Genomic DNA, 25387 nt, shown 5'->3' on the forward strand with positions numbered 1-25387 from the left:
ATGTCAAGAATTGGAAAATTACCTATAACTATCCCTGCGGGAGTAACCGTAACTGTGGATAATGATAATTTAGTGACTGTAAAAGGTCCTAAAGGTCAATTAACTCAGAGTGTAAATGCTGACATCAAAATAAATGTTGATGGAGGAGTTGTAACAGTTACACGTCCGAGTGATGAGAAAGAACATCGTGCGTTGCATGGTCTTTACAGAGCGTTAATCAATAATATGGTTATCGGGGTTTCTGAAGGATACCGTAAAGAATTGGAATTAGTAGGTGTAGGTTACCGTGCTTCTAATGCAGGTCAACAACTAGACCTTTCGGTTGGTTTTACTCACAACATTCACATGTTGCTGCCGGTTGAAATCAAAATTGAGACTAAGTCTGAAAGAAACAAAAACCCTTTGATCATTTTAGAATCTTGCGATAAAGAACTTATCGGGCTTGTATGTGCTAAAATCCGTTCATTCCGTAAACCTGAGCCTTACAAAGGTAAAGGTATCCGTTTTGTAGGTGAAGTGATACGTCGTAAGTCAGGTAAATCAGCAGGTAAATAATTTACATAAACTGTAATAATCATGACATCGAAGACAGATAGAAGAAATAAGATAAAATTAGGAGTTCGCAGCCATGTAAGTGGTACTGCAGAGCGTCCTCGTTTGACCGTATTCAGAAGTAACAAGCAGATATACGCTCAAGTAATTGACGATTTGGCCGGAAAAACTCTTGCATCTGCCTCTTCTCTTAAATTAGGAGAAAAAGCTCCTAAAAAAGAGATTGCAGCTAAAGTTGGTGAATTGGTGGCTAAAGCAGCACAGGAAGCTGGTGTTACAACTGTAGTATTTGACCGTAACGGTTATCTATATCACGGTAGAATTAAAGAATTAGCAGACGCTGCCCGTAATGGTGGTCTTAAATTTTAATAGAAATGGCAGGAGTTAATAATAAAGTAAAATCGACCAACGATATTGAATTGAAAGACAGATTGGTGGCTATCAATCGTGTTACTAAAGTAACAAAAGGTGGTCGTACATTCAGTTTCGCTGCTATCGTAGTTGTAGGAAACGAAGATGGCATTGTTGGCTGGGGCTTAGGTAAAGCCGGAGAAGTAACGACAGCCATTGCTAAAGGAGTTGAAGCTGCAAAGAAAAACTTAATCAAAGTTCCGGTATTGAAAGGTACTGTACCTCATGAGCAGATTGCTAAATTTGGAGGTTCGGAAGTATTTATCAAACCAGCTGCTCCCGGTACAGGGGTTAAAGCAGGAGGTGCGATGCGTGCCGTACTTGAAAGTGTTGGTGTAACTGACGTACTTGCAAAGTCTAAAGGTTCGTCTAACCCTCACAACTTAGTGAAGGCTACTATCGAGGCTTTAGGTGAGTTAAGAGATGCTTATACTGTTGCTCAAAACAGAGGTGTATCAATGGAAAAAGTTTTTAAAGGCTAATTCGCAAGGAGATTACAATTATGGCAACAATTAAAATTAAACAAGTTAGAAGCAGAATCAACTGCCCTAAAGATCAAAAGAAAACTTTGGATGCTTTAGGTTTGAAAAAGTTGAACAGAGTAGTTGAACATCCAGACAATCTTGCTATAAGAGGTATGGTTGCTAAAGTTCATCACTTAGTTTCTATAGTAGAGTAATAATCTGTAAAAGATAAAAATCTAAGAATATGAATTTATCTAATTTGAGACCCGCTGAAGGGGCTACTAAAACAAGAAAAAGAATTGGTCGTGGTACAGGTTCTGGTTTGGGTGGTACTTCAACTAGAGGTCATAAAGGAGCTAAGTCAAGATCAGGCTATTCTAAGAAGATCGGATTTGAAGGAGGTCAGATGCCTATTCAACGTCGTCTTCCTAAGTATGGCTTCAAGAGCATCAACCGTGTGGAATATAAGCCAATCAACCTAAGCACTCTTCAGGCTTTGGCTGATGCTAAAAACCTAACAAAGATTGATGTTCAGGCTTTGATCGACGCTGGTTTTGTTTCGTCTAAGCACTTAGTTAAAATATTAGGTAATGGTGCTGTTACTTCTAAATTGGAAGTAGTTGCTCATGCTTTTTCTAAGTCAGCAGAAGCAGCTATTCAGGCTGCAGGTGGAACCGCAACAAAACTAGACTAAGATGGGATTTGTAAAGACAATTGAAAATATATGGAAGATTGAGGATCTGCGCAAACGGATTCTCACTACTTTCTTTTTCGTAGTTATCTACCGCTTCGGGGCACATGTTGTGCTTCCCGGAGTAAATCCTGCTGATTTGGATGCTTTGAAGCATACTGCATCAGGAGGGCTGGTAGGACTATTGGATATGTTCTCAGGAGGTGCCTTTGCAAATGCTTCTATTTTTGCACTGGGAATTATGCCTTACATTTCGGCTTCGATTGTTATCCAGCTGTTAGGTATTGCATTACCATATTTCCAGAAATTGCAGAAAGAAGGAGAAAGTGGACGTAATAAACTAAATCAATATACCCGTTATCTGACAGTAGCTATATTGTTATTCCAAGGTCCTGCCTATTTGATGGGTGCTTTGGGTAGTGCTGCTCCCGGTGGGCTATGGTCATTCTATATACCTTCAACAATAATATTGGCCGGAGGTAGTATGTTTGTTCTATGGTTAGGAGAGCGTATTACGGATAAAGGTATTGGTAATGGTGTATCATTTATCATTCTTGTAGGTATTATTGCCCGTCTGCCTCATGCTCTAGTGAACGAGTTCATGTCTCGTTTGAGCGATCAGGCCGGAGGTTTGATAGTATTCCTGCTCGAAATAGTATTCTTGCTGTTTGTTATAGGTATAGCTATCTTATTGGTACAAGGTACTCGTAAGATTCCGGTACAATATGCAAAACGTATAGTTGGTAATAAACAATATGGTGGAGCTCGCCAGTACATTCCTCTAAAGGTGAATGCTGCAAATGTGATGCCTATTATCTTTGCTCAGGCAATAATGTTTATTCCGGTGGCTATTGCAGGATTTACTACTGCGGATCAGGCAGGATGGTTTATGCGTTCTATGACTGATAATACAAGTTGGTTATATTGTACAATATTTGCTTTGTTGATTATTTTATTTACATGGTTTTACACAGCAATTACAATTAACCCGGTGCAAATGGCTGATGAATTGAAGAGAAATAATGGTTTCATTCCTGGTATCAAACCCGGGAAAAAAACAGCTGATTATATAGATGACGTTATGTCTCGTATAACCTTGCCCGGATCATTATTCCTTGCATTGGTTGCAATCCTTCCTGCTTTTGCTAGTCTGGTCGGAATTAGCCGTGAGTTCTCTCATTTCTTTGGAGGAACATCATTGCTTATCCTTGTCGGGGTAGTACTGGATACTTTGCAGCAAATTGAGAGCCACTTGTTGATGCGTCACTATGATGGATTGTTGAAATCCGGAAGAATCAAGGGTCGCACTGGATCAATTGCAGCATATTAAGTTTAAAATAGATAATGATTTTTCTAAAGACAGACGAAGAAATAGAATTGATGCGTGAAAGTAACCGTTTGGTTGGCATGACTCTTGGTGAAGTTGCCAAGCACATCAAACCGGGGGTTACTACACTGCATCTCAATAATATTGCAGAAGAGTTTATTCGCAGCCATGGGGCTATCCCTTCATTTCTCGGATATAATGGATTTCCTTATTCATTGTGTATTTCGGTTAATGAGAATGTGGTTCACGGATTTCCTTCGGAATATATATTGAAGAATGGTGATATTATATCCGTTGATTGCGGAACCGAAAAAAACGGATTCTGCGGAGACTCAGCCTATACTTTTTGTGTAGGTGAAGTTGCGGAAGACGTAAAAAAACTTCTGAGAACAACAAAAGAATCTTTATACGAAGGAATAGCTAAAGCCGTAGAAGGTAACCGTATCGGAGACATTGGTGAGGCTGTTCAGATGTATTGCGAAAAAAAGGGCTTTTCTGTTGTCCGAGAATTAGTCGGTCACGGTATCGGTCGTAAAATGCACGAGTCACCTGAAGTTCCTAATTATGGAAGAAGAGGTACAGGTCCTCAGTTAAAAAGAGGAATGTGTATTGCGATAGAACCCATGATTAATCAAGGAAGTAAGAATGTCGTGTTCGAGAGTGATGGTTGGACTGTACGAACTAAAGATCGTAAAATGTCGGCACACTTTGAGCATACAGTTGCAATCCGTGAAGGTAAAGCAGATATTCTATCGACATTTGAATTTGTCGAGGCTGTATTAGGAAACAACGGAATCTAAAAAATAATTTATGGCTAAACAAGCTGCAATAGAACAAGATGGCGTAATTGTAGAAGCATTGTCAAACGCAATGTTTCGTGTAGAATTAGAAAACGGGCATGAGATCACTGCTCATATCTCGGGAAAGATGCGTATGCACTATATCAAGATTCTTCCCGGAGATAAAGTACGTGTGGAAATGTCTCCTTATGATTTGACTAAAGGTCGGATCTCTTTCAGATATAAATAAAAAAACAAGATATGAAAGTAAGAGCATCATTGAAAAAGCGTACAGATGATTGTAAAATCGTCAGAAGAAAAGGACGCTTATATGTAATCAACAAAAAAAATCCTAAGTACAAACAACGTCAGGGATAATTTTATTAATTTTGCAAAATATAATCTAGTATATGGCTATAAGAATAGTTGGTGTCGATTTACCGCAAAATAAAAGAGGCGAAATTGCCTTGACATATATATATGGTATCGGACGAAGTGCTTCTAATGCTATCTTGGCAGAAGCAGGTATTGATAGAGATCTTAAAGTAAAAGATTGGACTGATGATCAAGCGGGTACTATCCGTGAAATTATTTCTACTAAATATAAAGTAGAAGGGGATTTGAGATCAGAAGTTCAGTTGAATATCAAACGCTTAATGGATATCGGTTGTTACCGTGGAATTCGTCATCGTAATGGCTTGCCTCTGAGAGGACAAAGTACTAAAAATAATGCCCGTACACGTAAGGGTAGAAAGAAAACTGTTGCAAATAAGAAAAAAGCTACAAAATAATAGTTTGATATGGCAAAAAAAACAGTCGCAGCGAAAAAGAGAGTCGTTAAAGTTGATGCAGTCGGACAAGCTCATGTGCATTCTTCATTTAACAATATTATTATCTCTATTACAAATAGCGAAGGACAAGTGATCAGCTGGTCATCTGCAGGTAAAATGGGTTTCAGAAGTTCTAAAAAGAACACCCCTTATGCAGCTCAGATGGCAGCATCGGACTGTGCAAAAGTTGCATACGATCTTGGTCTTAGAAAAGTAAAAGTGTTTGTAAAAGGTCCGGGTAATGGGCGTGAGTCTGCAATCCGTACAATACATGGTGCCGGAATTGAGGTAACAGAAATCGTTGATGTTACTCCACTTCCTCATAATGGATGTCGTCCTCCAAAACACAGAAGAGTTTAATCCCAATTTTAAAGTTTGAAACTTGAGTTGTGATTGATTGCAAAACACCCTCTCTGTAATCGCGGCTGCACAATTCTCGCTTCTTTTTAATGTATTAATTTAAAAAAAATGGCAAGATATACTGGACCAAAATCAAAAATAGCCCGTAAATTCGGTGAGCCTATATTCGGACCGGATAAAGTTCTTTCTAAGAAGAACTATCCTCCCGGACAACATGGTAACGGTAGAAAGAAAAAGACTTCTGAATATGGTATTCAGTTGCGTGAAAAACAAAAAGCAAAATATACTTACGGAGTGTTGGAAAAACAATTCCGTAACCTATTCGAAAAAGCTGCTCGCTCACGTGGTATTACCGGTGAGGTTCTTTTGCAATTCCTTGAAGCAAGATTAGATAATGTTGTATATCGTTTAGGAATCGCTCCTACAAGAGCTGCTGCTCGTCAGCTTGTTTCTCACCGTCATATCGTGGTTGATGGTAAGGTGGTAAATATTCCTTCTTATACATTGAAACCAGGTCAGGTGATAGGTGTTCGTGAGAAATCTAAATCATTGGAAGTGATTGATAACGCTTTAGCAGGATTTAACCACAGTAAATATCCTTGGGTTGAATGGGATCAATCTTCTAAAGCTGGTAAATTTTTACACTTGCCAGAAAGAGCAGATATTCCCGAAAACATCAAAGAACAGTTGATCGTAGAATTGTATTCTAAATAATAATTTCATGGCGATATTAGCATTTCAAAAACCCGATAAAGTATTAATGTTGGAGGCGGACAATTTCTTCGGAAAATTTGAGTTTCGTCCGTTGGAACCCGGCTACGGTATTACTGTAGGTAATGCTCTTCGCCGTATTCTCCTTTCTTCGCTTGAAGGTTTTGCTATTACTTCTATCAAAATCGACGGTGTTGAGCATGAGTTTGCCACAGTACCGGGGGTTATAGAAGATGTAACAAACATTATCTTGAATCTTAAAAAAGTAAGATTCAAACAAATAGTAGAAGAAATCGAGAATGAAAAAGTAAGTATAACTATTTCGGGTTCCGAAGTGTTCAAAGCTGGAGATATTGGTAAACACCTGTCCGGATTTGAGGTATTGAATCCTGACTTAGTAATATGCCACTTAGATTCCAGTGCAAACCTTCAGATTGAATTGACAATTAACAAAGGTCGCGGATATGTTCCAGCTGATGAGAACCGTAATCCGAATGACGATGTTAATGTTATCGCAATTGATTCTATCTATACTCCTATTCGTAACGTGAAATATGCGATAGAAAACTATCGTGTAGAACAAAAAACGGACTACGAAAAATTGGTTATAGAAATATCAACAGATGGGTCTATACATCCTAAAGACGCTTTGAAAGAAGCTGCTAAAATTCTGATTCATCACTTCATGTTGTTCTCTGATGAGAAGATCTTGTTAGAGCAAACAGAAACTGATGGAAACGAAGAATTTGATGAAGAAATACTTCATATGCGTCAATTGTTGAAGAGCAAGTTAGTAGATATGAACCTTTCGGTGAGAGCTCTAAATTGTTTGAAATCAGCAGAGGTAGAGACTCTTGGTGAACTTGTTCAATTCAACAAGAACGATCTTCTTAAATTTAGAAACTTCGGTAAGAAATCTCTTACTGAACTTGATGAATTATTGGATAGCTTGAACCTGTCTTTTGGTTTAGATATATCCAAATATAAATTAGATAAAGATTAATTAAGCGATGAGACATAATAAAAAATTTAATCACTTAGGACGTACTAATACGCACAGAAATGCCATGTTGTCTAACATGTGTGCTTCTTTGATCTTACACAAGCGTATTTTTACTACGGTGGCAAAAGCTAAGGCTTTGAAGAAAGTTGTTGAGCCTATCATCACAAAATCGAAGGAAGATACAACTCATTCAAGACGTTTGGTTTTCCAAGAACTTCAAAGTAAAACTGCCGTAACTGAGTTGTTCCAAAACATTTCTCAAAAAGTAGCAGATCGTCCTGGAGGATATACTCGTATCATTAAAACAGGTAACCGTCTTGGTGATAACGCTGCGATGTGCTTTATTGAGTTAGTTGATTACAACGATAATATGGCTAAGGAAACTTCTAAAGCAGCTGCTAAACCTAAAACACGTCGTTCTAGAAAGAAAGCTGATGCTGATACAACTGAAGTTGCTCCTGCAGCAGAAGCTAAAGAGAAGGCTCCTAAAGCAGCTAAGGCTTCTAAAGCTGAAAGCGAAGATAAAACAGAAGAATAATTATCTGTCTTATAAGATAAAAAAGCATCCATTATTGGATGCTTTTTTGTTTTATAAGATATCTGATTTATCAGGCGGATTCAGGATTACTTGTTATCTATAAGTTTATATCCGACTTTAGAGATTGTAACTAAGTCTACATAAGGGTTTCCTTCCAGATATTTACGTATTTTGTGCGCCAGATTGTTTAGCGAATGCTCTTTCTGGTAAACATCTTCTTCATTCCACAATATCCATACTATCTTTTCTTTAGTAACAACGGTGTTGACATTTTCACATAATAAGCGAAGGAATGCAGCTTCGGTTTTAGCTATCCGGATTTCATTGCCGTCCACTGATACAATCTGCTCCATGGGATTGAAAGAGAATCCGGAGAATACAAATCGTTTCTCGTTTGTTTCTACTACTCTGTTAAGCAGATTATTGATCCGTGCCAGAAGTTCTTTTGTTCCGTAAGGTTTCTTTTGATAGTCGACATATCTTAGCTTAAGCCCTCTTTCAACATCTTTGAAGTGTGTTTTCCCGGTTGTGAATATAATGGGTAGTGTTGGATAAACCATCCGAACGCTTTCTGCAACATCAAACCCGCTTATATTATCTTCCAGATCAACGTCCATTAATAATAAGTCAGCTAGATTCACTTCGAGTTCAGCTAACGCTTTTGCCCCTTTGTTGATGTGCTTCACTTCAAAGCCTTCAATCTCTAGATTTTCACAGAGCATATATGCTAAGTTCTCATCATCTTCTACTAATAATATATTTGCCATACTGCTTTATAAATAATAAAAAGTGCCTGTAAAAGTTTGCTTGTCAAAATATAAACAAAGATAATAAAGAAGTTCTTTTACAGCCTATACTCTGTTATGTATTTATAGGATATATTTAGCCATTAGTAGGTATTTTTATAGTGAATGTGCTGCCTACGCTTACTTCACTCTCAACATCGATGATTCCTTTGTGCTTTTCGATGATTCTTTTAACATAGTTCAGCCCGATTCCATGACCTTTGATATTGGCCGTTTTGGCAACTCGTGTATATTTATCGAATATAACATTAAGATCGTCTGCAGCAATTCCCAATCCGTTATCTTTTACACTTATGCAGGTGTATGCTCCTTCTTCGTAGATTCTTATGTGTATATCAATTACAGCTTTCGAATATTTAATGGCATTTCCCAGCAAGTTAGAGACAACCTGTTCTATGTGACACTGGTCAGCTATGATATACGGATTTTTTACTTCGTTCACCACATCTACATCTATTGGTTTGGTTGTAGTGTCCAGAGCTTCATCTGCCAGGTCATAAACAACTTTCACAAAATCAAACTCAGTTTTATTGACTTCGAAGATACCTTCATCGTCCATAGCCAAACTTAATAGCATTTCTGTTTTCTCTGTCATTTTTGTAATTTCCAGATCCGCTATTTTCAGTAATTTGGATCTGCGGTCTCTGTCTCCTATAATCTTTTCGTTATCTAAAGAGCTGACAGCTTGTTTTAGAACAGATAGAGGACGTTTAAACTCATGTGATACTTCAGAGAAGAAGTCGCTTTTTAAGTGCGCTAATTTGCGTTGTTTAGACAGTGTTTTCAATTGGAAATATAAACAGTAAATACAAACTAAAGACAGGAGGAGCGACAATACTAACATCCATGCCATTTGGGGATATATTTTACTCATCGGTTCGATAAGTACAATACGTAAGACTTTAGTCTGCTTTATATTTAACGGCAGATTTTTGGAAGACAGTATACTCGACGGATGAGCTGTTGCCGGAAGAGTTGTTTCCAGAACTTTATTTGCCGACAGATCCACGATCTCTACATAAAAGCGTAGATTTATATTATTACGTTTAAGAGCGGAAGCTACTTCCTCGCTCATTTCTACAAGATTAAGTGGGTGAGTCTGACTGATAAATTCTTCAATAGCCAGATTTAATATTGCAGATGGAGATATCTGTTCGGTGTTCTTGGGTAGACTGTCTTTCTTAAAAAAGACAACATTTTTGCCTTGAATTGTATCCGGTACTTCCGGAGCATCATCAACCTTAATTTTAATCTTATTTTCTACATCTTTTTTTCCTGCATCAAGACGTTTATCTAGGCTGGTAGTATAAACTTCGTCTGTGAGTAAATTCAACTCACGTGTCAGAAGATTCATATTTGTCTGGAACAAACTATAAATAATTCCTGCCTGAAATAAAAAGATAAGTATCACGAATACTATTGATACCCAGGTTAATAATTTATCTCTGAATGATACATTTTCCATAAATATTGTTTATTCTTAAAGTAAAGATAAATATAAGAATATATTTTCGGTTATTGTAGTTAAATAGAATAATATATCAAGAGAAATATTAGAAAAATATTACAATTTAATTATAAACGATGTCGTAAAACCTTGCTTTTTTTGTACTAAACAAATAAATAATTAAGGTTATGAAAAAGACAGGATTGAATAATTTCAAACAATTGAACGCAAAAGAACTAAATAAGATTCAAGGTGGTATAAAATATTACATTGAAATTAATGGTTCAGTTGTTGTAGTAGAGATGTAAGTGATTGTTAAGAAATAATAAAAAGCGGTAGGATTTTTATACCCTGCCGCTTTTTGTTTATTTATGACTGACATCAACCTTTGTGGTTGGTGCTTTCTCTTTGTTTCTCTTATCAACAGCAGTAACCAGATTGTCAGCTAGTACGCCGAATGCGGCTCCTGTAATCGAATTTTCGTTTAAAGCAACAGGGCTTCCATTGTCTCCTCCTTCACGTATGCTTTGTACTAAAGGTATCTGTCCTATCAGTTCAATATTCATTTCTTCAGCGAGGTTCTTAGCTCCATCTTTACCGAATATATAGTATTTGTTATCTGGAAGTTCGGCAGGAGTAAACCACGACATATTCTCGACTATACCTAGAATAGGGACATTGACCTTATCATTGGTAAACATGTCTATACCTTTGCGGGCATCGGCTAATGCCACTTCCTGAGGGGTACTTACGACCACTGCACCGGTTATAGGTAATGTTTGTACCAGGGTCAGGTGTATATCACTTGTGCCGGGAGGAAAGTCTATTAAGAAATAATCGAGTTCACCCCAGTTGCCATCGGTGATTAGCTGTTTCAGTGCATTTCCGGCCATTGCTCCACGCCAGACTATTGCGCTTTCTTTCTTGACAAAGAAACCTATAGAAAGCATCTTAACCCCGTATTTTTCGATAGGAACAATGAGTTCTTTTCCATTTACCGCTTCCAGAAAGGGCTGATCGTCTTCTACATTAAACATTTTGGGCATGGAAGGTCCGAAGATGTCAGCATCAAGCAGCCCCACTTTATAGCCCTTCATGGCTAAAGCAACGGCAAGATTTGCAGTCACCGTACTTTTTCCAACACCGCCTTTTCCTGATGTTATTGCAATGATATTTTTAACATCCGGTAATAATTTTGCAGGTTCTGCCTTCGGTAATTCTTTTGTTAAAACTTCGATATTTCCCTTGATTTCGACATCGGGATCGATGAAAGTAAGTATGGCAGTTTCGCATGCTTTTACCACAGATTTGATAAAAGGATCATTCGGTTTTTCAAAAACTAACGAAAAACTCACTTTTTTCCCATCAATATGGATATCATCTGAAACAAATCCCATTTCGATAATATCTTTCCCTGTTCCGGGGTAACGCACATTTTTCAGAGCGTCTAATATAAGCTTAGGATATATGTTTATGCTCATCTTTTTTATTATTTAGTTGATTCGTCTTGTTTCGATAATTGTTTGCTCAGTGTCTGGGAATTATTACGCCCAAAACTACGATAGCTGTCTTGTTCTATTTCTATTTCAGGTTCAGTCCATTCTGCTTTGTCGATACACTCAAATTTGATATACTTTATCGTTAATCCCCGTGCAATCCATTGCTGCTCGTAGTAGGTTTTAATACCTAGAATTTTATCCTGAAGATCCGATGCGTATAAATCATCATTGCGGAATAATACAGGCAGCTTGTTTGCATCGACCATCGCCGATGTATATGTAAACATAAAGTTGCTGTCAGTTTTTAAATGAATGACTCCTTCGGGTTTCAGAAACTTACGATAGAGTTTCATGAAGCGAGTTGATGTCATGCGTTTATTGACTTTGGTCATTTGAGGATCGGGGAATGTTATCCATATTTCCGAAATTTCCGATGGCGCAAAGAAATTCTCAAGTAATTCGATATGTGTTCTCAGGAAAGCGACATTCGAAAGCGATTCTTCCAACGACTGTTTTGCACCTGTCCACATACGTGCACCTTTTATATCGATGCCTATAAAATTTTTTTCAGGGAATAGTTTCGCAAGGCCAACCGAATATTCTCCTTTGCCGCATCCCAGTTCAAGAACTATGGGGTGGTCATTTTTAAAGAATTGTTCATTCCATTTGCCCTTCATCTCAAACCCTTTTTCACGTAGTACCGAAAACGGGTATTGAAATACATGAGGATATTCTTCCATATTGGCAAACTTAGCCAGCTTATTTTTTCCCATTACAAATCGAAATAAGGTCGCAGACCTGTTTATTTATTATTAAAGTTATAAGTTTTGTTTGTCCTTGTTTATCAGTTGCCTAAATGAAAAAGGTGACAAAAGTTACACCAAATTTGTCCGTTTCTCACCGTTGCTTTTATCCCTCTGTCCCCTAAAAGGGATTTTACTGCCGTCAGGGTAAACCTCTCTGGGTTTGGGATTATTTTCCAAAAGGTAACAAAAGTTACATTTTTTATATTCACTTTTTCGGATGATACTTTTTTCGGCAATCTCATTCCCTTTTTATTGACTGATAATTGATTTACGCCAACTGTTCAAAGAACTCATCTAATAGATAAAATACTGTAAACATACCTCGTTAATCATAAACAAAGATACGGCAAAAGATGTAATTCTGGAAAAGGGATATGTGAATAACCGAATTATCTCTCAAAAGTATCTGATATCGATATCTGGCAATATTATAAAAAGGACTGAGACCTTAATTCTAAAAAGCCGAAAACCTTAAAACCAAATAGAGGTCAGTTTTGTTTATAAATAATAGTAAATATTTAATGATGTATTTTGAAGCTATAATCTGCTGTTGCTGTTATGCTTGCAAAGTCAATAAATAGGTCAGAGACCTTAATTTATGGAATATAAGATTGTAAATAATGTCACGAATAGCCGTATTGAAGCCAAGCTCGATACGGAAGTTATCGGATTGGTCGATTACGAATTGACTGATGAAAAAGTCATGATTGTACCTCATACCGAAGTTAATACTAAATACGAAGGGCAGGGTATAGCCGGAGCTATGACCAAAGCTCTTCTGGACTTTGCCGAAACAAACGGATACAGGGTGCTGCCTATTTGCCCATATACGAAAACGTATATCGACCGACATCCCGAATATCACAAGTTACTGTAGTAGGGGGCAAATTTAGAGACTTACCGACATATAGCTTGCATTCGCTATAATGTCGGATGGAGCTAAAAAGATAGAGACTTTATTGTTTTTCTTTGTATGCGAATTTATTCCATTCGAAAATTTTAGGCTCTGTGTTTAAATAGGGTTGTATAGCTTTGTAGTCATCTGCTGCCAGATAATTTTCTAACTGGTATTCAACTGTAATGTTTTTGTCCTTTTCTGAAAAGTTGTATGTTACAGGAGTCAGATCAACTGGAGCACTTGCATTCACATAATCAACTGAATTGCGGTCAATATCCTTCTTCAGAAAGGAATCTTTGTTTATTGTCGGAAATAACGTTGATTTATCCAATGGCTGCCACGATGTTGTATAAAAATCGATACGGCTGTCGCAAAGATCTCCGCAAACCGTGGTGATAACTCCTACTATATTGGTATTGTTTACTAATGGCAATAGTTTGATTTGAAGAGTGCCTGCGTCGGAAGTTTTCAATGAAATATAATCGTCCGAATAAGCCAGTCTTTCAATCGAATCTCCTACCGCGTTTATTACAAATACTTTCTTTTCGATAGAATCGGTTTCGGCAACAGCCAGTTCTTTCTTCTGATCCACTGTTACGCCTATTGTCATGTTATCGGGCATTGTTACAACAAGAGCAGCAATGTCCTGAGCTTTTGTACTAATCAAAGGAAGAAGTATAAATAGTGCTGATAGTATCTTTTTCATATTTAAAATAATCTGATCTGAATTAATAAGAGAGTAGCTCTCTCCATGGATAATGAGCTTACGCCCCTATTTTGTACCCAAATATAGGAAAAACATCCCTATTATTATCAAAACTAAATCGATAGCTTTCCCTTTTAAGTTTTTTTCATGGAAGAACAATACTCCTCCGATGAATGATACGACAACTGATCCCCGGCGAACCATAGACACAATCGAAATCATAGCATCCGGATCAGCCAAAGCATAGAAATATACAAAGTCTGCTATTGTCAGAAAAAGGGAGACCAATAGTATGCTCCATTTCCATGAAAACGGAGTTGATTTTTCCCTCTTTGGATACCATAGAATGATAAGCACAACAAACATCATGATGCATTGATACAGGTTATACCAAAACTGAACAGCTGTGGAACTGAACTTCTGCATGAGGTATTTATCATATAATCCGCTGATTGCTCCAAGAACAGCGGCAATGAAGATAAACAGAATCCATTTGTTTTGCCGGAAATTTATACCTTCTTTCTTTCCTGTAGCCGAGAGTAGAAAAAACGAAACGATAGTGAGCAAAACTCCGATCCATTGATACAGGTTGAGACGTTCTCCGAATATAAGAAGAGCTCCTACAAGTGTCATTACAGGGCGGGTTGCATTAATAGGGCCTGTTATGGTAAGCGGAAGATGTTTGGTGGCGAAATATCCGAATATCCACGATGAAAGTACAATGATGGATTTCAGGATAATGTATGCGTGTGCTTCCAGCGTGACCGTCGGTACATAATATATTGTGTCGCTTAAGGTTGCTTCTGAAAAACGGGAAATCAAAAAAAGCGGCGATAACAGCAGCGTACAGAAAAGAGTGTTGAGAAACAATACGGGAATGACCGCATTGTTGTGCACCGACATCTTTTTGTTTATATCATAACATCCTAAGAAAAAAGCCGAAACAAAGGCTAAAGCTAACCACATAATCAGAAGATTGTATTTTAAAGGTGTATTTTTATGTTACAACAGGTCTTGCCTGTTATAATAAAACGGTTTGTGATCTTTATTCAAAAATAAGTGTGAAGGATATTCTATCTCATCCAAAAATAAGGCTTGCGCAGGAACTGATAATCCGGCTGCGCCCCGGTCTTTCAATTCTATAATGCGCCGCATTCCCTGTTCGTCCAGTTTGCCTCGCCCTGCCTCAATTAAGGTGCCGACAATGGCACGTACCATGTTTCGGAGAAATCGGTTTGCCTTGATCGTAAATACATAGTCGTCATCCTGCCGTATCCATTCTGCCTGCATAATGGTACAGTTATTCGTTTTAACGTCTGTATGCAGTTTACTGAAGCTGGTAAAATCCTCATATTCGAAAAGTACCTTGGCGCATCGGTTCATCCTGTCGATATCCATGTTGCCATGTACCTTATATTTGAATGGATGCATAAACGGATCTTTGCGAGTGGTCACATAATAGCGATACAATCTGGATGTGGCATCAAAACGGGCGTGTGCGTCACTGGTCACCGGAACAATATCATATATCACAATATCATTGGCAAGTATCCGGTTCATTTTGTCTTTGAGTACTTCCGTGTCTTCTACATTTCCGTCGAAGTGGGCTACCATCCGTCGCGAATGTACTCCGGCGTCGGTGCGTCCTGCTCCTACAATCGGAGTAGTAGTTCTAAGTAGTGTCGACAGAGCTTTTTCTATTGATTCCTGTACGGCCAGCCCGTTCGGTTGGGTCTGCCATCCGCAATAATTTGCTCCATTATATGCCAGATATATAAAATAGCGATTCATCCCAAAATGGTTTATCTGAAAGCAAGCCTTATCGTACTGTTATATGAAAACAGGCCTGCTTGCGCTCATGTACTATGTAGCATTTATCTCTTTCTCTAAGGTCGTGTAATACCTGAGCTAATATTAACTTCAATTTATCTACGCTGACATCGTTGGTTCCGCTTACTCCTATTTTCTGAAAACGTTTCCACGAGATGTCAAATGTTGTTCCGTAAGTGTGAGCCGAATTGTCGCTTGCATTACGGTTCCGTTTGGTCAATCCAGTAACATCTTCCTGCGTGCGGGTGATGCTGGTTATGATAGGTTTGTAATAAGGCAGCTTTTTGGACTTAAGAGAATCCCTGAAATTGGCGCAGATCTGAATAAGCAGAGCCGACGCATCGGGAACCAGATAAGGCACGGAATGAGTCAGCTTGTCTATTTTATACAGATTCAGCTCCATCGGTAACCTCACCATGTCTTTTACATGTTTGGCTGTATCTTCCCTGTTTATCATCGGGGTGATACCTTTAGCCATTGCTGCCGACAAATGCTTTTCGGGCATATCATTGAAGGTTTTATAATCACCTCGAAACCGAGTGTACACCTTCGGTATACTTTCTTCGGTTTTTTCTGCTTCTTTGTCCTTTTTTTTACATGCGAATATGCTTAATGCAAGCATAGCATATATAATAGTCTTATATACAAACATCAATAAAAAAGAATGTGTAAAAATCATTTTGTTCGGGGGACAAAAATAGCAATAAAAATGGGGAATAAGACATTACCTCTATGCCTTTCTGTGCTTAAAAGGTGACAAAGGTGACAAACGTTACCCTGTTTCTTCTGTTTCTGAAACTTTATTGCTTCTCATGTTTTCTGATCCAGTCGATGGCCAGATAGCAGCCCGGGGCATACACTGCTCCATGGTCAAACCCTTCGAGTTCGTATAGAGTAACATCTTTATGCCCTACTGCTTTCAGTATGGCATATAAATGTGCATTCTCTTCATAACGGGCTGTCATCTCAAGATTTTTATCACCTGTAATAAGCAGAATTGGAGATGCTTCTTTCCGTGCATGGCTGATAGGTGCATATTCATCTATATATGGAATGTCGTAAGGTAAGCCCCGTTCTTTTTTTATAGTGAAGTGGGTATTGGTTTGTCCGCTGATGGGTATAAACCCTTTTATGCGGTCTGCATCAATTCCGTATTTATTCAGATAAGATTTGTCAAGCCCGACCATCAGAGCAAGGTATCCTCCCGCAGAATGTCCGGATACATAAATTTTTTGAGGATTTCCTCCAAATGATTCTATATTACGGAATACCCATGCTATTGATTCGGCTGCATCATTGATATATGACGGATTGGTTGCTTTTGGGCTTAGCCGGTAGTTGACGGCGATAACAGCCATTCCTTTGTCTTTCAGTTCCTGAGGAATATCCTTTCCTCCTCCTTCCAGTCCACCTCCATGAAACCATACGATGGTTGGATAGTCTTTTTTGTCAGTAGGATAATAGATGTCGAGTTTACAACGATCTTTCTTATAGGGATCTTTTTCGGTCTCCGATATATAAGAAATGTCTTTCTTTAATTCATAATTCTGGGAAAATCCGGTGAGGTTTACCGAAAGTAGTAACAGGAAGAGGATGAAATTTTTTTGCATAATATTTAAAATATGGTGTATCCGGCCAGATACAGGTTAAGTATATCTTCTTCGATAAAGATAAATATTATTGATTAAGCTTAGTCCGATTTTGCGGAAATAAACTTTCCTTCTATTTAATACTGAGAATAACTTCGTTAAACAGCAAATCATTTTATACCTTTGCTGACCTTAAAAAATAACCTACTCAAAACAATGGTTTCGGATAGATTCAAAACATTCAGGCCGCAGATACTCGATTCTCTTAAAGGCTATAATAAAGATAAGTTCATGGCAGATGTCATGGCCGGGCTTATAGTGGGGATAGTTGCTTTGCCTTTGGCAATAGCTTTTGGTATTGCTTCAGGGGTTAGTCCCGAAAAGGGGCTTTATACGGCTATTATTGCAGGGTTTGTGATTTCTGCATTGGGAGGTAGTACTGTACAGATCGGAGGCCCTACCGGAGCATTTATTGTTGTTGTTTACAATATTATAGAGCAGTTTGGTTTCGATGGCTTGGTTATCACAACCATAATGTCGGGAATAATGCTTATACTCATGGGAGTACTTAAGCTTGGGGTGGTGATTAAATATATACCTTATCCGGTTATTGTGGGGTATATGAGTGGTATAGCCGTGACTATATTCTCGACCCAGATAAAGGATTTTTTCGGATTGAAAGTCGATAATATTCCTCCTGATTTCTTAGGGAAATGGTCTTTGTATCTGAATAATTTCTCGACTATTGATTATATAACTTTTGGAGTAGGGGTGTTGAGTTTATTGATTATTATATTCTCCCATAAAATTTCAAAAAAAATACCCGGGTCTCTTTTGGCTGTCATCTTTATTACTGTTTTGGCTTACTGTCTGAGGCATTTTCTTGGGATAGATTCTGTGGAAACGATAGGGGATCGATTTAGTTTCAAAAGTACATTGCCCGATATAGAAGGTGTCTCATTTAATATGAGAACAATAAATCTGTTGTTTCCGTATGCTTTTACGTTAGCGATTTTGGGTTCTATAGAGTCTCTGATTTCTGCGAATGTTGCTGATGGTGTTACGGGCGAGAAGAATAATTCCAATATGGAGCTTGTTGCGCAGGGTGTTGCTAATATAATAGCTCCGCTGTTCGGAGGTATTCCGGCAACAGGAGCATTGGCGCGAACAATGACCAATGTAAGTAATGGAGGACGGACTCCTGTTGCAGGGATAGTACATGCTACCTTTTTACTGCTTGTGGTTTTGTTTCTTGGTGGACTGACTCAGCATATACCTATGGTTTGTCTTGCGGCAATACTTATTGTAGTCTCATATAATATGAGTGAGTGGCGTTCGTTCTTAGCTTTACTGCGGAACTCCAAAGCCGATGTTGTTGTGTTGGTAACAACTTTTTTGCTGACCGTTATTTTTGATCTGACAATAGCAATCGAAATCGGATTATTGTTAGCTGTATTTCTTTTCCTTAAACGTATTATGGATGTCACTCAGATATCTGTTATTACAGATGAATTAAATCCGACCGACAGCGGAACGAATGAAGATATGCTTTCTATTCCCAAAGAAGTGGAAGTTTATGAGATAGACGGACCATTCTTTTTCGGTATTGCCAATAAGTTTGAAGAGAGCATGCGGATTATTGGAGATAAACCGTTGGTTCGGATTATTCGTATGCGTAAAGTTCCTTTTATCGATTCTACAGGATTGCACAATCTGGAAAGCTTATGTATGAAGTCCCAGGGTGAGGATATTCAGATTATTTTGTCAGGTGTACGTCCCAACGTGCATGAGGCATTGGATAAGTTCGGCTTTTCGGAGATTCTTAGCAAGGAAAACGTATGTCCGAATATCACAGTTGCGCTTGAAAGAGCAAACGAGATAATAGATAAAAAGACAATCGATACAGAAGAGGGGAACTAAGCTCTCAGACCTTTCTATTGTATGGTGTAATATTACTGCAAAAGTTGATACATGGATTAAAATAAAGGTCGAATATGGACTATTACTTAATATACAATGATTTTGGTAAGTTAAAATTGGAATATTCTTGTATATTTAAAATAAACTCTCTACTTTTGCAAGCCGAATTCAGATTTCAGAAAATAATAACGAAAAAATATATAAAGCGATGAAAAGAACTTTTCAACCCTCAAGAAGAAAGAGAATAAACAAACACGGCTTCCGCTTAAGAATGGCTACAGCTAATGGACGCAGAGTATTGGCTGCACGCAGAGCAAAAGGAAGAGCTAAACTTTCTGTATCTGACGAAGCTGCGAAATAAGGAATTTATCAGTAAAACCTGACAATATCGAAAAGTAAGAATTAATTAATTCTTACTTTTGTTGTTTTAAATCTGAATCCTTAACAGATAAAGAGATGACTTGGTTTGATATATTGATATACATTGTTGTTATATATTGTGTCTTTAAAGGATATAAGACTGGCTTGATTAAACAGCTGGCGACTTTGGCGGGATTAATTGCCGGTGCTATATTGTCCGGTCAGATATCATCTATTCTTTTGCCGGTGTTGCAAGGTAAAAGCCATTCGTCGGAATATATACTGGCTCCCCTTTCGTATATGCTGGCATTTGCCCTTATTATGTTAGCATTTTATTTGTTGGGTACTTTGATTCAAGGCGTGATTGAAGCCGCAAAGATGGGGACTCTGAACCGGTTGGCAGGAGTAGTTCTTTGCCTTGTTAAGTGGATGTTGGCAATAAGTATAGTGATAAATTTAATAGGGAAGATTGATTCAAAACACTATATAATAAGCGAAGATACAATCAACCGCTCTAAAATGTATAAGTACGTGCAGCCATTTGCACCGCATATTGTTCCGTTTTTGAAATTCGAGTTTGACAAAGAATAATTAGTCTAAGATCTTAGATTTTTTTGTTACGATGGTGAATAAAATGCCTCAAATCGGTTACAAATTAGAAGCATACTATTAAATCCTTTTTTTTACTTAAATTTGGAAATTGAACTGCTTAACAATAATCCTGTTTAGTTGTTCTGTAATATACAGATAAATAGGTCGGAGACCTTAATACTCGGGTTTTATGCCTCACGAAGATGAAGAATATAAATATAAACTGGGTTTAGCATTAAGTGGTGGTGGAGCTAAAGGCTTTGCCCATATCGGAGTGCTGAAAGCCATGGATGAGCAGGGGCTGCATCCTGATATTATAGCCGGGACCAGTGCCGGAGCCTTTGCCGGTGTGCTTTATGCGGACGGAAATAGTCCGGATGAAATAATGTCGTTCTTCAAGAAAAAATCATTTAAAGAATTTGCCGAATTAACTATTCCTCATACAGGAATATTTAAAACGGATAGGTTTAAGCGTTTTCTAAAAACTCATCTTAAGGCTAAAACTTTCGAAGATCTGCAGATACCCATGAAGATAATAGCAACGGATCTGGCGAACGGAACCAGCGTTGTTTTCGATAGGGGACCTCTCATTCCTGCTGTCATAGCGTCATGTGCTTTTCCTATTATATTTACTCCCGCATTGATTAATGAAGTGTATTATGTTGATGGAGGATTGTTTAAGAATTTTCCTGTTACCCCTATCCGGTTCGATTGCGAAACGGTTATCGGAGTAAACGTTGCGCCACTGACTAAGCAGGAGTATAAAAACTCGTTGCTGTATATTGCCGAGCGGTCATTTCATTATATGTCGGTCTCTAATTCGTTTGCCGACCGTAAGCTGTGTGATATATTAATTGAAACTAACGCTCTGTCGAAATATGCCATGTTTACGCTCGATCATACTCAGGAAATAGCGAATATCGGATACGAGGCTGCGCAGAAAGAATTTGAAAAAATAAAGAATCAGGCGATTATAAACAGAGTCAGCGAAAATAAGGAGATCAAGAAGATCTGAGCCTGGAAGTGTGATAATATTTATAGTATATCTCTGATGTATATGCCGTTCAACCTATGATTGTCTGTCAAAATGATAAAAAAGTTTTGAACTCCTGATATTTTCACAGTTGATATTTAACTGGTAATGATTTGTTTTGTAAATTTGCATGCGTAAATCAGTAGATAAGTAAAAAATATATTAATTTCAATCATAACTGGCTTAGATTATTTTATTTACCAATGTAATAAAAGGTCTGAGATCATAAAAAGCTCATCAATGGAATCAATACCATTTAAAATCTTCTCCGGAACTAATTCCCGTTATTTAGCAGAAAAAATTTGTAACAGTCTAGGCTGTCCCCTTGGTAACATGAACATACAGCGTTTTGCCGATGGAGAGTTTTCTGTATCGTACGAAGAATCAATCCGTGGACGTCAGGTTTTTCTGATACAGTCTACTTATCCATCTTCAGATAACCTGATGGAACTGCTTCTTATGATTGATGCAGCCAAAAGAGCTTCGGCCAGATCTATTGTCGCTGTTATTCCGTATTTCGGTTGGGCAAGACAAGACCGTAAGGATAAACCCCGTGTGTCTATCGGTGCAAAACTTATTGCCGATATGCTGGGTGCAGCCGGAATAAACCGTTTGATCACAATGGACTTGCATGCCGACCAGATACAAGGGTTCTTTGATGTTCCTGTAGACCACCTTTATGCTTCGGCTATCTTTACCAATTATATCGACACTCTCGATAAAGAAAATCTCGTTATAGCAACGCCCGATGTCGGAGGTACGAAACGTGCCAGTTCTTATGCGAAATATTTCGGAGTACCGATGGTAATCTGTTACAAGCTCAGAAAGAAAGCAAATGAAATATCGGAAATGCAAATTATCGGAGATGTTGAAGGAATGGATGTTCTCTTGGTTGACGATATTGTAGATACTGCCGGAACAATAACCAAGGCTGCCGATTTGATGATGTCTCACGGAGCCCGTTCGGTGAGGGCGATTGCCAGCCATGCGGTGATGTCTGACCCTGCATCCGAAAGAGTGGATAAATCGGCTCTCTCCGAGATGTTATTTACAGACAGTATACCTTATTCTAAAAAATGCGAAAAGGTGACTATTCTGTCTATTGCGGATGTCTTTGCAGACTCTATCAGAAGGGTTTGTAATAACGAATCTATCAGCTCATTATACGTATTGTAATAAAACTTATATAAGAAGGTCGGAACTGAATCAGAATGGTTCGTTCCGGCTTTTTTGTTTTATTATAAGATGTTCGCAACACAAATGTTGCTTGCATATCCGGTGCTTCCGGCTTTTATATCTTCTGATTATTTTGCAGTTTGCATAAATAAGAATATTTTTGCTCCACGAAAAATAGCGACTGAAGAATAAATATTCAAGAAAATTTGTATCTTATTCGCAAGGGGTGATTGTTATTGTTATCTAAGAATACGCAATAATAGACAATCAACATAATGAATGTGAATTAAAATAGGTCTGAGACCTTAAAATAAGTTTTAAGAATGAAATTGCATCATGAAGGACGTAGCGAACTAGTAATTCTGTTTATAATCTTATCTGTTATAAACGGCGCATTGGTTTACTTTTTCGGGAAAAATATTTTCACATATGTAGTATTAAGTGCATCAGTCGTTTTCTTTTTTATTGTTCTGAATTTTTATAGAAGCCCGTTCAGACGATTCAAAGGAGATATGGATAATTCGATAGTATGTCCGGCCGATGGCAGGATTGTTGCGATAGAAGAAGTATTCGAATCCGAATATTTTAAAGATAATCGTTTACAGGTATCTGTTTTTATGTCGCCGTTGAATGTTCATGCCAACTGGTTTCCGGTGAATGGAACAGTGATCTTTAAAAAACATCATAACGGACGGTTTCAGGCTGCATATCTGCCAAAATCAAGTGTCGAAAACGAAAGATCGACAGTTGTTATACGAAGAGACGACGGGGTGGAAGTGCTTATGCGTCAGATAGCCGGAGCCATGGCTAAGCGTATCGTTACATATCCCGAAGAAGGAGAACGTGCGCATATTGATGATCATATGGGATTTATAAAACTTGGATCCCGAGTGGATTTGTTCTTGCCTCTTGATACCAAAATCAATGTTACTCTTGATCAGAATGTAATCGGTAACCAGACTGTAATAGGAGAACTTCCTCAAAAAATATAGAAAATGAAAAAGCATATACCCAATTTCCTTACATCCATGAATATCCTTTCGGGTTGTATCGCCTGTGTTATGGCGTTTAACGGTAATTATTTATGGGTGGTGATTTGGGTTATTACGGGAGCTGTTTTCGATTTTTTCGATGGCTTTTCGGCTCGTCTGTTGAAGGCTTATTCTCCTTTGGGAAAGGAGTTGGATTCTCTCGCCGACATGGTTAGTTTCGGATTGGCGCCGGCTTTGGCTGTTTTTCATTTTCTATCCACAAATAACACTTTAGGGTCTCCTTTTTTTGATTTTTCTGATGGGACTTCTTTTTATCTGCGTGAACTTATTCCTTATATAAGTTTCTTATTGGTTATATTCTCAGGTCTGCGTCTTGCAAAATTTAATATAGATGAGAGGCAGTCAACTACATTTATCGGATTGCCGACTCCTGCCAATGCTTTGTTCTGGATTAGCTTTTGTCTTGGGGCAAGCCGTTTTGATGAGCTGACGCAGCTATTTCTTTTTTATCCGACCGTTGTTCTTATTATTGTATTTTCGTTGTTGATGATTGTTGAAATACCTATGTTTTCACTAAAAATCAAGAGCCTGAAATTGAAAGGAAATGAACTTCGCTACCTTTTGGTTGTTTTTATGATAGCGGCAGTTATACTTTGGAATGTATTGGGCATAGCAGCAGGGATTATTTTATATATCATATTGTCAGTCGTGTCAGCCAAGCGTACTCAGTCAAAAAACGGTTGATACCTCATGACCAGGAAAGGCGGTAAGCCTGTATAGTCGTTAAATTTTACAAAAAGTTTTCCTCGTTAATGTCTTTTGCCGTATTTTTAGGCTTATGATAAGTTTCGTTATCATACCTTAGTGTTTATGTAATTCGATAAATTAAGTAACAGAAAGTATTTAATGATGCATTATAGAGTAATAACTACTTGTTGCTTTTATGCTTATAAAGTCAATAAATAGATCTGGAACCTTAAAAAGGTCGAAAACCTTTAAAACTCCAAACGGAAATAGAAAATGGGCAGCTTTTTACTCTTCATATTACTTATATTTTTCCTGATCATTGGATTAGGAGTGGGATTTATTCTTCGATTCCTGCGGCTTTTCACGAAAGGGGCAAGAGTCTCATCGTCATTCGGCGGTACATCCCGCAACAATCAACAATCTCATAACGATAGTTCTACGTCTGATGCGGGGCAGCAGCCTCAGGGAAAAGTCTTCAGTAAAGACGAAGGCGAGTATGTCGATTACGAAGAAGTCAAATAGTAAAAACGATTAGGGATTCTTACTTTTCCAGTAATTTAATAAGGTCACTCATTCCTTCTGATGCGCCTTTTTTTATGAAAGTTACATTCGGACGGTATATCGAAACATCTTTCGGGTCTATCAGGTAGATCGGAGTATCAGGTGAAACGTAATTTACTAAACCTGCAGCAGGATATACATTGAGGGAGGTTCCTATTACGATAAGGATATCGGCTTGTTCGGTAATTTTCTCAGCTTCGTACATCATAGGAACGGCTTCTCCGAACCAAACAATATGAGGGCGGATTTGTGAGCCGTCCGAGCTTTTGTCTCCAAGTTTGGTATCGGGATTTTGAGGGTCGGCGTCCATAATCAGATCCGGATTTCGGGACGACCGTATTTTCATTAACTCTCCATGCAGGTGCAGCACATGTTTGCTTCCTGCCTTTTCATGAAGATTGTCTACATTCTGTGTGATAATGTGTACACTGTACTTTTCCTGCAGAGATGCTAGCAGCAGATGTCCTTTATTCGGTTTTGCATTAATTGTCTCCCGACGTCTTTTATTATAGAAATCAAGAACCAGCTGGGGATTGCGCATAAATCCCTCGGGAGTGGCTACATCTTCTACTTTATATTGATCCCATAAACCTCCGGAATCCCTGAATGTTGCGATTCCGCTTTCTGCACTCATCCCTGCTCCTGTCAGAACTACTATATTCTTCATTTTCACACATTTTTTTGAAAGATTTAACAGATCTCTCTTCAAATAAGATATAATTTCGAGAACGAAAGTTAGATAAAATATCGCTAAAAGAAT

Annotated in this window: 34 protein-coding genes; 24 read left to right on the plus strand and 10 right to left on the minus strand. The window is 38.1% G+C overall.

Annotated features, from left to right (window positions below; all coding sequences use genetic code 11):
* The 14 genes from rplF to rplQ all read left to right on the plus strand — a co-directional run bounded on the left by rplF (nucleotide 1) and on the right by rplQ (nucleotide 7666).
* Nucleotides 1-555, plus strand: a complete 555-nt coding sequence (gene rplF, locus K322_RS0111260) for a 50S ribosomal protein L6 (RefSeq protein ID WP_026626984.1) — start codon at nucleotides 1-3, stop codon at nucleotides 553-555.
* 21 nt (nucleotides 556-576) lie between these two features.
* Entirely contained in the window at nucleotides 577-921 is a 345-nt protein-coding gene (rplR, locus tag K322_RS0111265; RefSeq protein WP_026626985.1) for a 50S ribosomal protein L18, read from the plus strand.
* A gap of 5 nt (nucleotides 922-926) precedes the next feature.
* Nucleotides 927-1445 carry a 30S ribosomal protein S5 gene (rpsE, locus tag K322_RS0111270; protein WP_026626986.1) on the plus strand — a complete coding sequence of 173 codons (519 nt, stop codon included), beginning with the start codon at nucleotides 927-929 and terminating at the stop codon, nucleotides 1443-1445.
* Between the two features lie 20 nt (nucleotides 1446-1465).
* Nucleotides 1466-1642 carry a 50S ribosomal protein L30 gene (rpmD, locus tag K322_RS0111275; RefSeq protein ID WP_026626987.1) on the plus strand — a complete coding sequence of 59 codons (177 nt, stop codon included), beginning with the start codon at nucleotides 1466-1468 and terminating at the stop codon, nucleotides 1640-1642.
* Between the two features lie 29 nt (nucleotides 1643-1671).
* Nucleotides 1672-2121: a 50S ribosomal protein L15 gene (gene rplO, locus K322_RS0111280; RefSeq protein WP_026626988.1), complete on the plus strand. Its 450-nt coding sequence runs from the start codon at nucleotides 1672-1674 to the stop codon at nucleotides 2119-2121.
* Nucleotide 2122: 1 nt separating this feature from the next.
* The gene (secY, locus tag K322_RS0111285; protein ID WP_026626989.1) at nucleotides 2123-3448 is read left to right on the plus strand and encodes a preprotein translocase subunit SecY; all 1326 of its coding nucleotides are present in this window, start codon (nucleotides 2123-2125) and stop codon (nucleotides 3446-3448) included.
* A gap of 14 nt (nucleotides 3449-3462) precedes the next feature.
* Nucleotides 3463-4245 carry a type I methionyl aminopeptidase gene (map, locus tag K322_RS0111290; RefSeq protein ID WP_026626990.1) on the plus strand — a complete coding sequence of 261 codons (783 nt, stop codon included), beginning with the start codon at nucleotides 3463-3465 and terminating at the stop codon, nucleotides 4243-4245.
* Between the two features lie 10 nt (nucleotides 4246-4255).
* Nucleotides 4256-4474: a translation initiation factor IF-1 gene (infA, locus tag K322_RS0111295; RefSeq protein ID WP_026626991.1), complete on the plus strand. Its 219-nt coding sequence runs from the start codon at nucleotides 4256-4258 to the stop codon at nucleotides 4472-4474.
* Between the two features lie 11 nt (nucleotides 4475-4485).
* Nucleotides 4486-4602, plus strand: coding sequence for a type B 50S ribosomal protein L36 (ykgO, locus tag K322_RS0111300; protein WP_026626992.1), 117 nt, complete (start codon nucleotides 4486-4488; stop codon nucleotides 4600-4602).
* A gap of 32 nt (nucleotides 4603-4634) precedes the next feature.
* Entirely contained in the window at nucleotides 4635-5015 is a 381-nt protein-coding gene (rpsM, locus tag K322_RS0111305; protein WP_026626993.1) for a 30S ribosomal protein S13, read from the plus strand.
* A 9-nt stretch (nucleotides 5016-5024) separates the two neighbouring features.
* Entirely contained in the window at nucleotides 5025-5414 is a 390-nt protein-coding gene (gene rpsK / locus K322_RS0111310; RefSeq protein ID WP_026626994.1) for a 30S ribosomal protein S11, read from the plus strand.
* Nucleotides 5415-5522: 108 nt separating this feature from the next.
* Nucleotides 5523-6128 carry a 30S ribosomal protein S4 gene (gene rpsD, locus K322_RS0111315; RefSeq protein WP_026626995.1) on the plus strand — a complete coding sequence of 202 codons (606 nt, stop codon included), beginning with the start codon at nucleotides 5523-5525 and terminating at the stop codon, nucleotides 6126-6128.
* Nucleotides 6129-6135: 7 nt separating this feature from the next.
* Nucleotides 6136-7128 (plus strand): DNA-directed RNA polymerase subunit alpha, encoded by a 993-nt coding sequence (locus K322_RS0111320; RefSeq protein WP_026626996.1) that lies wholly within the window; start codon nucleotides 6136-6138, stop codon nucleotides 7126-7128.
* Between the two features lie 7 nt (nucleotides 7129-7135).
* Entirely contained in the window at nucleotides 7136-7666 is a 531-nt protein-coding gene (rplQ, locus tag K322_RS19260) for a 50S ribosomal protein L17 (protein WP_035331944.1), read from the plus strand.
* Nucleotides 7667-7752: 86 nt separating this feature from the next.
* Here rplQ and K322_RS0111330 read toward each other — a convergent pair whose 3' ends face one another.
* Together K322_RS0111330 and K322_RS0111335 are read right to left on the minus strand one after the other, a co-directional pair.
* Nucleotides 7753-8433 (minus strand): response regulator transcription factor, encoded by a 681-nt coding sequence (locus K322_RS0111330; RefSeq protein WP_026626997.1) that lies wholly within the window; start codon nucleotides 8431-8433, stop codon nucleotides 7753-7755.
* A gap of 115 nt (nucleotides 8434-8548) precedes the next feature.
* A complete protein-coding gene (locus K322_RS0111335; protein ID WP_026626998.1) occupies nucleotides 8549-9937 on the minus strand; it encodes a sensor histidine kinase in 1389 nt (462 codons plus the stop codon).
* Nucleotides 9938-10107: 170 nt separating this feature from the next.
* Here K322_RS0111335 and K322_RS20650 point away from each other — a divergent pair, with 170 nt between their 5' ends.
* Complete coding sequence (locus K322_RS20650; protein WP_084158571.1) at nucleotides 10108-10227, plus strand: ComC/BlpC family leader-containing pheromone/bacteriocin; 120 nt, start codon at nucleotides 10108-10110, stop codon at nucleotides 10225-10227.
* Nucleotides 10228-10284: 57 nt separating this feature from the next.
* On the opposite strand, the gene K322_RS0111345 is transcribed toward K322_RS20650, so the two are convergent.
* Together K322_RS0111345 and trmB are read right to left on the minus strand one after the other, a co-directional pair.
* Entirely contained in the window at nucleotides 10285-11394 is a 1110-nt protein-coding gene (locus K322_RS0111345; RefSeq protein ID WP_026626999.1) for an Mrp/NBP35 family ATP-binding protein, read from the minus strand.
* Between the two features lie 14 nt (nucleotides 11395-11408).
* Nucleotides 11409-12191, minus strand: coding sequence for a tRNA (guanosine(46)-N7)-methyltransferase TrmB (gene trmB, locus K322_RS0111350; protein ID WP_026627000.1), 783 nt, complete (start codon nucleotides 12189-12191; stop codon nucleotides 11409-11411).
* Between the two features lie 631 nt (nucleotides 12192-12822).
* Here trmB and K322_RS0111355 point away from each other — a divergent pair.
* Nucleotides 12823-13101: a GNAT family N-acetyltransferase gene (locus K322_RS0111355; RefSeq protein WP_026627001.1), complete on the plus strand. Its 279-nt coding sequence runs from the start codon at nucleotides 12823-12825 to the stop codon at nucleotides 13099-13101.
* A 79-nt stretch (nucleotides 13102-13180) separates the two neighbouring features.
* On the opposite strand, the gene K322_RS0111360 is transcribed toward K322_RS0111355, so the two are convergent.
* From K322_RS0111360 to K322_RS0111380, 5 genes are all read right to left on the minus strand, one after another.
* Nucleotides 13181-13828: a DUF3256 family protein gene (locus K322_RS0111360; protein WP_026627002.1), complete on the minus strand. Its 648-nt coding sequence runs from the start codon at nucleotides 13826-13828 to the stop codon at nucleotides 13181-13183.
* A 66-nt stretch (nucleotides 13829-13894) separates the two neighbouring features.
* Entirely contained in the window at nucleotides 13895-14794 is a 900-nt protein-coding gene (locus K322_RS0111365; protein ID WP_026627003.1) for an EamA family transporter, read from the minus strand.
* Nucleotides 14795-14830: 36 nt separating this feature from the next.
* Nucleotides 14831-15619: a tRNA pseudouridine(38-40) synthase TruA gene (truA, locus tag K322_RS19270; RefSeq protein WP_051290767.1), complete on the minus strand. Its 789-nt coding sequence runs from the start codon at nucleotides 15617-15619 to the stop codon at nucleotides 14831-14833.
* A gap of 28 nt (nucleotides 15620-15647) precedes the next feature.
* Nucleotides 15648-16310, minus strand: a complete 663-nt coding sequence (locus tag K322_RS0111375) for a DUF5715 family protein (RefSeq protein ID WP_087880862.1) — start codon at nucleotides 16308-16310, stop codon at nucleotides 15648-15650.
* A gap of 148 nt (nucleotides 16311-16458) precedes the next feature.
* Entirely contained in the window at nucleotides 16459-17268 is an 810-nt protein-coding gene (locus K322_RS0111380; RefSeq protein ID WP_026627005.1) for an alpha/beta hydrolase, read from the minus strand.
* A 195-nt stretch (nucleotides 17269-17463) separates the two neighbouring features.
* Between K322_RS0111380 and K322_RS0111385 the strand changes: the two genes are divergently transcribed.
* From K322_RS0111385 to K322_RS0111425, 8 genes are all read left to right on the plus strand, one after another.
* Complete coding sequence (locus tag K322_RS0111385) at nucleotides 17464-19167, plus strand: SulP family inorganic anion transporter (protein WP_026627006.1); 1704 nt, start codon at nucleotides 17464-17466, stop codon at nucleotides 19165-19167.
* A 208-nt stretch (nucleotides 19168-19375) separates the two neighbouring features.
* A complete protein-coding gene (gene rpmH / locus K322_RS0111390) occupies nucleotides 19376-19528 on the plus strand; it encodes a 50S ribosomal protein L34 (protein WP_026627007.1) in 153 nt (50 codons plus the stop codon).
* A 95-nt stretch (nucleotides 19529-19623) separates the two neighbouring features.
* On the plus strand, nucleotides 19624-20118 hold the full coding sequence (locus K322_RS0111395) for a CvpA family protein (RefSeq protein ID WP_026627008.1): 495 nt from the start codon (nucleotides 19624-19626) through the stop codon (nucleotides 20116-20118).
* 190 nt (nucleotides 20119-20308) lie between these two features.
* Nucleotides 20309-21133: a patatin-like phospholipase family protein gene (locus K322_RS0111400; protein ID WP_026627009.1), complete on the plus strand. Its 825-nt coding sequence runs from the start codon at nucleotides 20309-20311 to the stop codon at nucleotides 21131-21133.
* Between the two features lie 258 nt (nucleotides 21134-21391).
* The gene (locus K322_RS0111405; RefSeq protein ID WP_026627010.1) at nucleotides 21392-22327 is read left to right on the plus strand and encodes a ribose-phosphate pyrophosphokinase; all 936 of its coding nucleotides are present in this window, start codon (nucleotides 21392-21394) and stop codon (nucleotides 22325-22327) included.
* Between the two features lie 323 nt (nucleotides 22328-22650).
* On the plus strand, nucleotides 22651-23319 hold the full coding sequence (locus K322_RS0111415; protein WP_026627011.1) for a phosphatidylserine decarboxylase family protein: 669 nt from the start codon (nucleotides 22651-22653) through the stop codon (nucleotides 23317-23319).
* Between the two features lie 3 nt (nucleotides 23320-23322).
* Entirely contained in the window at nucleotides 23323-24063 is a 741-nt protein-coding gene (locus K322_RS0111420; RefSeq protein WP_026627012.1) for a CDP-alcohol phosphatidyltransferase family protein, read from the plus strand.
* A 276-nt stretch (nucleotides 24064-24339) separates the two neighbouring features.
* Complete coding sequence (locus K322_RS0111425; RefSeq protein WP_026627013.1) at nucleotides 24340-24588, plus strand: DUF4834 family protein; 249 nt, start codon at nucleotides 24340-24342, stop codon at nucleotides 24586-24588.
* A gap of 19 nt (nucleotides 24589-24607) precedes the next feature.
* On the opposite strand, the gene K322_RS0111430 is transcribed toward K322_RS0111425, so the two are convergent.
* Nucleotides 24608-25294, minus strand: a complete 687-nt coding sequence (locus tag K322_RS0111430; protein WP_026627014.1) for an SIR2 family NAD-dependent protein deacylase — start codon at nucleotides 25292-25294, stop codon at nucleotides 24608-24610.
* Nucleotides 25295-25387: the final 93 nt, after the last annotated feature.

The sequence above is a fragment of the Indolivaga capnocytophagoides DSM 22835 genome, from assembly GCF_000426485.1.
GTDB classification, from domain to species: domain Bacteria; phylum Bacteroidota; class Bacteroidia; order Bacteroidales; family Dysgonomonadaceae; genus Dysgonomonas_A; species Dysgonomonas_A capnocytophagoides.